Source organism: Frankia canadensis, assembly GCF_900197875.1.
Taxonomy (GTDB): Bacteria; Actinomycetota; Actinomycetes; order Frankiales; family Frankiaceae; genus Frankia; species Frankia canadensis.
Window position 1 is genome coordinate 1 of the sequence record NZ_FZMO01000153.1, and the last position, 9,050, is coordinate 9,050.

The window sequence follows — 9,050 nt, forward strand, 5'->3', positions numbered from 1 at the left end:
CTCCCACCCCCTCCCCGCCTCAGCGCGGACCCCACGACGCACCTGCGCCATCCGGCGCGCAGGAAGGAAAGGACGACTCACGTGAAGACCAAGGCTGCGGTCCTCTACGAGGCAGGCAAGGCGTTCGAGATCGAGGAGCTCGAGATCGTCCGGCCGGACGCCGAGGAGGTGCTCGTCCGCTACGACTACTCCGGTCTGTGCCATTCCGATCTCCACATGGTGAAGGGCCACCTGCCCTTCCGTGCCCCGATGGTCTTCGGGCACGAGGGCGCGGGCGAGATCCTCGAGGTCGGGTCGCACGTCACCGGATTCGCCCCCGGCGACCATTTCGTCGCGTCGTTCTACCCCGTGTGCGGGCGGTGCCGCTGGTGCGCGACTGGCAACTCGCGGCTGTGTGACCTGGGCGCGAACGGCCTGGAGGGCTTCCTTCCCGGCGGGCGTTTCCCGTTCACCGGCCGCAACGGCGACTACGGCTCGATGATGACGCTCGGCACCTTCAGCCAGTACGCGACCGTGCACCGGAACTCGATCGTCAGGATCGACGGCGACCTCCCGCTCGACAAGGCCGCTCTGGTCGGCTGCGGGGTGCCCACCGGCTGGGGTTCCGCGGTCAACTCGGCCGAGGTCCGCCCGGGTGACACCGTGGTCGTCTACGGGATCGGCGGCATCGGCATCAACGCGGTGCAGGGCGCGGCGTACGCCGGGGCGCAGCACCTGGTCGCCGTGGATCCGGCGCCGAACAAGCTGGAGTACGCCAAGCGTTTCGGGGCCACCCACACCGCTGCGACCGCCGCCGAGGCGCAGGAGCTGGTCCGCCAGCTCACGCACGGGGTGGGCGCGGACAGCGCCATCATCACGGTCGACGAGCTCGTCGCCGACGTCGTGGCGGCCGCCGCCGAGGTGATCTCCAAGGGCGGCACCGTCGTCATCACGTCGATGGGTCAGTACGAGGACGAGACGATCAGGCTCTCCGGGGTGCAGTTGGCGCTGTGGGGCAAGCGGATCCAGGGCTCGCTCTACGGCGGGTGCAACCCGCTGTACGACATCCCGAAGCTGCTCTCCCTCTACCGCACCGGGCACGTCAAGCTGGACGAGCTGATCACCAACGTCTACTCCCTGGAGCAGGTCAACCAGGGCTACGACGACCTGATGGCGCACAGGAACATCCGCGGGATCATCGCCCACGAGCACTAGCCCGGGGTGTGGACTCCCGCCGCGGCGCAGGACAGGTCGGGTCCCGCACGGGCGCGGGACCCGACCGCACCCGCCACGGCGCCGGCGGGCGGCCGGCGCCCGTCCGCGTCAGCTCCCGGACTCGACCGGCTCCCGGCGCGCCATCCACACCGCGACCTGGGAGCGGGAGCGGAAGTTCAGCTTGGCGAGGATCCGGTTCACATGGCCCTCGACGGTGCGCCGGGAGATGGTGAGCGACGCGGCGATGTCGGCGTTGCTCAGCCCCTGGTAGATCAGGCGGCTGATCTCCCGCTCGCGGGCGGTCAGCGCGTCCTGGCGGGACAGCCCCACCGGGGTGAGACGGTCGGGTCCGACGCAGGTGTCCAGGACGAAGGCGGCGGCCTCCACGACCTCCAGCTCGCGGCCCGCGGCGAACTCGCGCTCGTAGGCGTCGGCGCCGATCGCCTGCCGGATCCTCGCGACGTACCGGGCACGCCGCGCCGTCAGCAGGGTCGATCCGAACAGTGGGTGCCGGCCGCCCATCGCGCGGCACAGGGTGTGGCCGATCCCCAGCAGCCGGGCCGCGTAGGCCATCCGGCCCAGGTCGGCCGCGTTCCAGGCCATGATCTCGACGCAGGCCGACGCGCCCAGCCAGTCGCACAGGGCGGCCTTGGCGGTGAGGGCGGTGCGCAGGGACACGACGGACCGGGACGCCTGCCCGGCGAAGTGGTCGAGCAGCCCGCGGTTCCAGCGGGCCCAGGAAGCGGCCCACCGCTCGTCGTGGGCCTCCGCCCGCGCGACCGCCGCGTCGCACTGGCGGCGCGCCTCGTCGAGGCGGCCGGCCAGGCAGTGGGCCATCGCGAGCTGGGCGCCGCACAGGATGCTCAGCGCGCCCTGCTCACTGGCCTCGCGGTGGTGGCGCTCGGCCTCCTCCAGCAGCCGCATGGCGCCCTCGGTGTTGCCGTCCAGCTCCTCGAGCGTGCCGAGGAACTGGGTGGCGGTCGCGGTCGCCACCCGGTCGCCGAGGGCCCGGCCCATGTCCCGGGCCGTCTCCAGATGCAGGCGCGCGTTCGCCTTGTCGCCCTGGACCATCTCGTACCACCCGAGCACCCACAGGGCCTTCGCCCGGGCCGGCGTGGACTCGGGGTTCTCCTCCAGGGCGCGCTGCAGCCAGCGGCAGCCGTCGCGCAGGTGTCCGCAGGCGTTCCAGTAGAACCACAACGCGCCGGTCATCTCCAGGCCGACCAGCCGGTCGGCATCGCGCGACAGGGAGTAGTCGACGGCGGAGCGGATGTTGGGCAGCTCCCCCTGCAACCGGCGGACCGTGACGAGCTGCTCGTCCCCGGTCGAGGTGTGCGTGCTCGCCAGCGCGAGGCCCAGGTAGTAGTCACGGTGCCGGCGCCGCCACGTCTCCCGCTGCTCGCAGCGTTCGAGCCCGAACTCGCGCAGGCTCTCCAGCAGGCGGTAGCGGTGGGCGCCCTCGATCACGTTGCAGGTCACCACCGATTTCTCGACCAGGTTCCCGATCAGCGCGACCACGTCGTCCCCGGTCAGGCCGTCGCCGGCGCAGACCTCCCGGGCGGCGGCGAGGCCGAACGATCCGCTGAAGACCGCCAGCCGGCTCCACAGGGCCTGTTCCCGGTCGGTGCACAGGTCGTGGCTCCACTCGATCGCCTTGCGCAGCGTGTGGTGACGGCTGGGCCCGGTCTCGTTGCCCCGGTCGAGGACCCGGAAGATCGGTACCTCGTCGGAGAGCATCTGCGGCAGGTCGAAGGCGCGGGTGCGCACCGCGGCCAGCTCGATGGCCAGGGGGATGCCGTCGAGCCGGCGGCAGAGGTCACCGACCATCCGCAGCCGCGCGTCGGTCACGGCGAACTCCGGCGCGACCGACAGCGCGCGGTCCAGGAACAGCTGGACGGCGTCGCTGTCGATGCCGGGGTTCGACGCCGGCGCCGGGAGACTGAGCGGAGGAACCCGCCAGGTGCGCTCGCCGAGGATACCCAGCGGTTCCCTGCTCGTCGCGAGCACCCGGGCGCCGGGCGCCAGCGGCAGCAGCGCGCCGATCAGGCGCCCGCACGCCGCCAGGACGTGTTCACAGTTGTCGAGCACCAGCAGGACCTCACACTCGGCCAGCGCCGTGGCGAGGCTTCGCGGCGACTCGCCGCCGTCCAGCGCCAGGCCCAGCGCCCCGGCGATCGTGGTGAAGACCTGGTCGCCCTGGGCGACCTCGGCGAGCTCCACGAAGACGACGGAGTCCGCCAGGTCGCCCGCCGCCCGGCGCACGACCTCCTTGGCTAATCGCGTCTTGCCGACGCCACCCGGCCCGGTCAGGGTCATCAGCCGCCCGGCCGCGAGGAGCTCCGCGACCTGGGCGCACTCCCTGTCCCGGCCGACGAACCGGGTGAGGTCGGCGGGGACCTGCGAACGCGTCATGACAGCTCCGACCTGAGGCCCCGCGATCCTTCCCGGCCCCCGAACGCGCGACGACGGAGAACCTGATCCAGAAGACTCGATCGGGGCAACCGATTCACACTCATCCTGATGAGTGACGTTAATCACTCGATACAGCTTTTGCTACTGGTCACGGCCGGGGAGGGTGCGGACCGGCCGTGGTCGCCGTGGTCTCAGCACCGCTCGACGATCGTCGCGTTGGCCATGCCGCCGCCCTCGCACATCGTCTGCAGCCCGTAGCGGCCGCCGGTGGCCTCCAGATAGTTGATCATGGTTCCCAGCAGGCGGGTCCCGGAGGCGCCCAGCGCGTGGCCGAGAGCGATCGCGCCACCCCGGGGGTTCAGCCGGTCGGGATCCGCGCCGAGCTCGCGCCGCCACGCGAGCGGGACCGGCGCGAAGGCCTCGTTGACCTCGTAGACGTCGAGGTCGTCGAGGGTCAGCCCGGCTCGGGCGAGGACCTTCCTCGTGGCGGGGATCGGCGCGGTCAGCATGAGGATCGGGTCGTCCCCGGCCAGCGCCATGGCGTGCACGGCGGCGCGCGGTGACAGGCCGAGCCGCGCGGCGGTGTCCTCCCCGACGAGCAGCGCGGCCGAGGCGCCGTCCGTGAGGGGCGAGGAGTTGCCCGGCGTGATACTCCACGCGATCTCGGGGAACCGCTCCACCATGTCCGCGGTCGCGAACGAGGGCCGCAGCGCGCCCAGGCCCTCGGGAGTGGTGCCCGGCCGGATCGTCTCGTCGGCGCGGACCATCTGCTCTGAGCCGTCCGGGTGGCGGACCGTCACCGGCACGATCTCGTCGGCGAAGCCACCGCGCTCGGCCGCGGCCGCGGCCCGCCGGTGGGAGCCGGCGGCGTAGGCGTCCAGCTCCTCCCGCCCGAAGCCCCAGCGCCGTGCGACGAGCTCCGCCGACACTCCCTGGTTGACCAGGCCCGGCGCGTACCGCCGGTGGATGCGCTCCCCGTACGGATCGAGGCCGATCGTCGGCGCGCCGATGGGCACCCGGCTCATCGACTCGACCCCACAGGCGACCGCGACGTCGTACGAGCCCGCCATGATGCCCTGCGCCGCGAAGTGCACCGCCTGCTGGCTGGAACCGCACTGCCGGTCGATCGTCGTCGCCGGGACGCTGTCGGGCCATCCCGACGCCAGCACCCCCTGGCGGCCGATATTGACCGCCTGCTCCTTCGCCTGGCCCACACAACCGGTGATCACGTCGTCGATCAGCGCCGGGTCGATCCCGGTCCGCTCCACGAGCGCACTGAGCACCGTCCGCAGCAGCTCGACCGGATGGCACGCCGAGAGCGCGCCGCCGGGTTTGCCCCGCCCGGCGGGGGTCCGAACGACGTCCACGATGACGGCCCTGCGCATGGTGGTTCCCCTCTGCTCCCGGTCGGGTCGCGCGGCGACGGTCATCGCCGGCGCGACCACTTGTGGATGTTGTTGCGCTGGATCGCCGACGAACCGCCGATGATCGGCATCAGCAGGACGTCGCGGACGTAGCGCTCCACATCGACGTCGGCGACGTACCCGTAGGCACCGAGGATCGTCTGAGCGGCGAGCACGACCCGCTTGCCGGCCTCGGTGACGAACAGCTTCGCCATGGACGTCTGCACGCCACACGGCTCGCCGCGGGCGGCCCGCTCGGCGGCGTCGTCGAGGACCAGGCGCGAGGCGTACAGGTCGACCCGCATGTCGGCCAGGCTGTGCGCGACCGACTGGTGCCGGACGACCGGCACGCCGAACTGCTCGCGCTGCTCGGCGTAGACCGCCGCGTCCTCGTAGGCGGCGCTCCCCAGGCCCAGCGCCATGGCGGCGACCTCGAGCTTCTCGATGTCGAGGCCGGATCCGGTGATCATCGACCAACCGTTGTTCCAGCCGTCCGCGCCCCCCATCAGCAGCCCGGCGGGCACCCGGACGTCGTCGAAGGTGACGTCGGTCGTCTGGCTGCCCTTGACGCCCATCGCGTCGATCGGCGTGATGGTCACGCCGTCGGCGTCGGGTGGGACGAGGACGAGGCTGAGGTTGTGGTAACGCGCGCCGTCGGGGTCGGAGTTCGCCAGCGTGTAGATGTAGTCGCTGATGCCCGCGCCGGTGCAGAACCGCTTGGCGCCGTTGACGACGAGCTCGTCGCCGTCGCGGCGGACCGTGGTCCGCACGCTGGCCAGGTCGGCACCGACGTCGGGCTCGGTCCAGCCGTAGGCGAACAGCATCCGTCCGGCGGCGATCTCGGGCAGCCACCGGGCCTTCTGCTCCTCGCTGGCGCAGTCGACGACCGTCATCCCGGCGTAGCAGCTGGCCATGATGTACGGGATGGCGACGGCCATGCTCCGCTTCGACAGCTCCTCGATCACCATCAGCGTGGCGTGGATGTCGCGGCCGGCGCCTCCGTGTTCCTCGGGGATCGCCAGCCCCATCACCCCCAGCTCGGCCAGCGCGTCGAAGACGTCCCGGGGGAAGCGCGCCGCCTTGTCCCACGCCGCGGCGTCGGGGCGGGGCATGCGCTCGGCCACGAAACGGCGCAGGATCGTCCGGAGTTCGAGCGCCTCCTCGCCGAGGTAGCGGCTGGTGTCGGTGGGCATCGCCGTCGTCCTCAGCGTCCCGCTCCGGCGGCCTTGTAGGTCTCCCGGGCGATGATCGTCTTCATGATCTCGCTGGTGCCCGCGCCGATCTCGTGGTGCTTGGCGTCGCGGTAGAGCCGAGCGGCGGGGTACTCCTCCATCAGCCCGTAGCCGCCGAGGATCTGGACCACCTCGCGCGAGGCCTCGACCGCCACCAGGGAGCTGTGCAGCTTGATGATCGCCGCGGACCGGGTGACCTCCTCGCCCCGCTCCAGCTCGCGGATCAGGTGGTAGAACATCACCCGGGACGTCTCCACACCGGTGGCCATCCGGGCGATCTTGTCCTGGGTGAGCTGGTAGGACGACAGCGCCTGCCCGAACACCTCCCGCTGGCTGGAGTACTCGACCGCCAGCTCCAGGCAGGCCTGGGCGATGCCGGTGTTCGACGCGCCCTCGAAGACCCGTTCCAGGTCGAGGCCCTCGAGCATGTAGTAGAAGCCCATGTCGACCTCGCCGAGCACCTGGCCCGCCGGGACCCGCACGTCCTCCAGGAAGACCTCGGCGGTCGGCGAGCTGCGCAGCGACAGCTTGTCGAACGGCCTGCCCACCGACAGTCCCGGCGTGTCCTTCTCGACGAGGAACGCGGTGCCGCCGCGGGCCCGGCGGTTCTCGCCGCTGGTCCGGGCGAACACCAGGAACACGTCGGCGATGGGGGCGTTGGTGATGAAGGTCTTGGAGCCGTTGACGACCCACTCGTCCCCGTCGAGCCGGGCGGTCGTGCGGGGGCTCAGCGCGTCCGAGCCGCCGTGCGCCTCGGTCAGGCAGATCGACGCCGAGGACGTGCCCGCGATGAGGGGCACGAGATACCGGCGCTTCTGCTCCTCGGTACCACGCTGGATCAGGTGACGCGCGATGAGGCTCATGTTCACGAACAGCGTCGCGTCGAGACCGGCGTCCACCCGCGCGGTCTGCTCCGCCACGATGGCGCGGCTCATCAGGCTTCCGCCCCCGCCGCCGTACTCCTCCGGGGCGAAGCAGCCCAGCAGCCCCTGGTCCCCCATCAGCTTCAGCAGCTCGGCCGGCGGGCGCCCGGCCCGCTCCATCTCGGGCACGATCGGCCTGACGTGCGTGTCCATGAACTGGCGCACGACCGCCTGGAACTCGCGCTCCTCCTCGGTCAACAGCGACTGGGCCACGGAACCGTTCACGATCTCCCTCTTTTCTGGCATGGGGTCTGCGGGCGCGGGTCTGCCGGCGGGGGCCGTCGGTCAGAGCCCGAACAGGGTGCGGACCCGGTCGGTGTCGGCGTCGGCGAGCCGCTGGGTGTAGCCGGCGCGGCTGGTCGGGGGCAGGCCGCCCCTCTGGGTCAGCTCGACGCGCAGTTCGAGGGTCTTGAGACCGACGCTGAGGGTCTCGAAGACCGGAATGCCGCCGTCGATGCTGTGCAGGCCGGCGGCCGCCGCCATGGTGCTCAGGCCGGCCGAGCCGATGACGATGGCGCCGGCGCCCGCCTCGACCAGCGCGTCGGCCTGGCGGCGGATGTCGTCCACCACGAACGCCGGATCGGCGAAGCCCTTGGTGAACGCCGTGGCCGACGGGGTCTCGATCCGCCGCACCCCCACACACCGGTCCAGCAGGCCGTTGCGCGCGATCAGGCTGTGGCAGGTCTCGGCCCAGGCGCGGTCCTCGACGGTCACCACGCCGAACCGGTAGGCGTACGAGCTGGCGAGATGCAGCGTCGCCTCCCAGGGGCCGACCACGGGGACGTCGACCAGGGTCCGCGCCTCGGTGATGCCGGGGTCGCCGCTGCAGGCCACCATCGCGCCGTCGACCCCGCCGCGCGCGGCGTCCAGGATGTTGTGGATCACGTCGACCGCGTTCAGCAGGTACGGATAGCCAAAGACGGTGTCGGAGGCGCGCCGCAGCCGGGCCCAGCGGTGGACGATCTCGGTGTCCGGGCGCTTCACCCGGTTGAAGACCTCGGTGACCATCTCGGTGTACGGCTCGGAGCCACGCTCGGCGTTGATGTGCACGACCGCCAGTCGCATGTCGCATCTCCCTGAGATAAAATCAAGCGCTCGTTCGATAATGCGGGACGGATATGCGCGGGTCAAGACCCTTCCGTCCGCTCAGCGCAGAGCGCCGACCGACAGGCCTCCGCAGACCGTCAGGGTCTGCCCGGTGATGTAGGCGGAGTCCGGCGAGAGCAGGAAGGAGACGGCGGCCGCGACCTCCTCCGGGAGCCCCGCGCGGCCGGCCGGGATCTGCGCCACCTGGGACGCCTGGAACTCCGCCGGCGCGCCCAGGAACATGCCGGCCGCGATCACCCCGGGCTCGACGCAGTTGACCGTCACCCCACGGCGGGCCAGCTCCAGGGCCGCCGACCGGGTCAGCCCCTCGATCCCGCCCTTGGCCGCGCTGTAGCTGATCCCGGCGACGACGCCCCGCGCCGCCACCGAGCTCGTGTTCACGATCCGGCCGAAGCCGGCGGCCTTCATCCCGGGCGCGAAGGCCCGCACCGTGTGCATGGTCGCGAACAGATGCGTGCGCAGCACCACGTCGAAGTCGGCGTCGGACAGCCGGGAGAGCACCGCGTTGCGCACAGCGCCGGCGAGGTTCACCAGGCCGGTGGCCGGTCGGCCGAGGCTCGCCGCGACCTCGCCGGTGAGCTCGTCGACCCGGCCCGGGTCGCTGAGGTCGGCCACGAGCGCGACGGCCCGGCCCCCGGCCGCGGTGATGGACTCGGCCACCGCCCGCGCGCCCGGCTCGGCGATGTCGACCACCGCGACGCTCCAGCCGTCTCCGGCCAGCCGCCGCGACACCGCCGCGCCGAGACCGCCCCCGCCCCCGGTCACGACGGCGACTCCCC

General features: G+C 72.1%; 7 protein-coding genes. 1 reads left to right on the forward strand and 6 read right to left on the reverse strand.

Going from position 1 to position 9,050, the window contains the following annotated elements; all coding sequences use genetic code 11:
• Window positions 1–81 precede the first annotated feature (81 nt).
• Window positions 82–1,194: a Zn-dependent alcohol dehydrogenase gene (locus C1A33_RS14255; RefSeq protein WP_101832001.1), complete on the forward strand. Its 1,113-nt coding sequence runs from the start codon at window positions 82–84 to the stop codon at window positions 1,192–1,194.
• Between the two features lie 108 nt (window positions 1,195–1,302).
• Here the strand turns inward: C1A33_RS14255 and C1A33_RS14260 are convergent, their stop codons facing one another.
• From C1A33_RS14260 to C1A33_RS14285, 6 genes are all read right to left on the reverse strand, one after another.
• Window positions 1,303–3,606 carry an ATP-binding protein gene (locus C1A33_RS14260; RefSeq protein ID WP_101832002.1) on the reverse strand — a complete coding sequence of 768 codons (2,304 nt, stop codon included), beginning with the start codon at window positions 3,604–3,606 and terminating at the stop codon, window positions 1,303–1,305.
• Between the two features lie 191 nt (window positions 3,607–3,797).
• Window positions 3,798–4,991, reverse strand: coding sequence for a thiolase family protein (locus tag C1A33_RS14265; RefSeq protein WP_101832006.1), 1,194 nt, complete (start codon window positions 4,989–4,991; stop codon window positions 3,798–3,800).
• A 41-nt stretch (window positions 4,992–5,032) separates the two neighbouring features.
• Window positions 5,033–6,202 carry an acyl-CoA dehydrogenase family protein gene (locus C1A33_RS14270; protein WP_101832003.1) on the reverse strand — a complete coding sequence of 390 codons (1,170 nt, stop codon included), beginning with the start codon at window positions 6,200–6,202 and terminating at the stop codon, window positions 5,033–5,035.
• An 11-nt stretch (window positions 6,203–6,213) separates the two neighbouring features.
• Window positions 6,214–7,389, reverse strand: coding sequence for an acyl-CoA dehydrogenase family protein (locus C1A33_RS14275; protein ID WP_243407543.1), 1,176 nt, complete (start codon window positions 7,387–7,389; stop codon window positions 6,214–6,216).
• A gap of 60 nt (window positions 7,390–7,449) precedes the next feature.
• Complete coding sequence (locus C1A33_RS14280) at window positions 7,450–8,229, reverse strand: aspartate/glutamate racemase family protein (protein WP_101832004.1); 780 nt, start codon at window positions 8,227–8,229, stop codon at window positions 7,450–7,452.
• Window positions 8,230–8,310: 81 nt separating this feature from the next.
• Window positions 8,311–9,050, reverse strand: a 740-nt coding sequence (locus tag C1A33_RS14285; RefSeq protein WP_243407544.1) for an SDR family oxidoreductase, incomplete at its 5' end; no start/stop codon positions are given.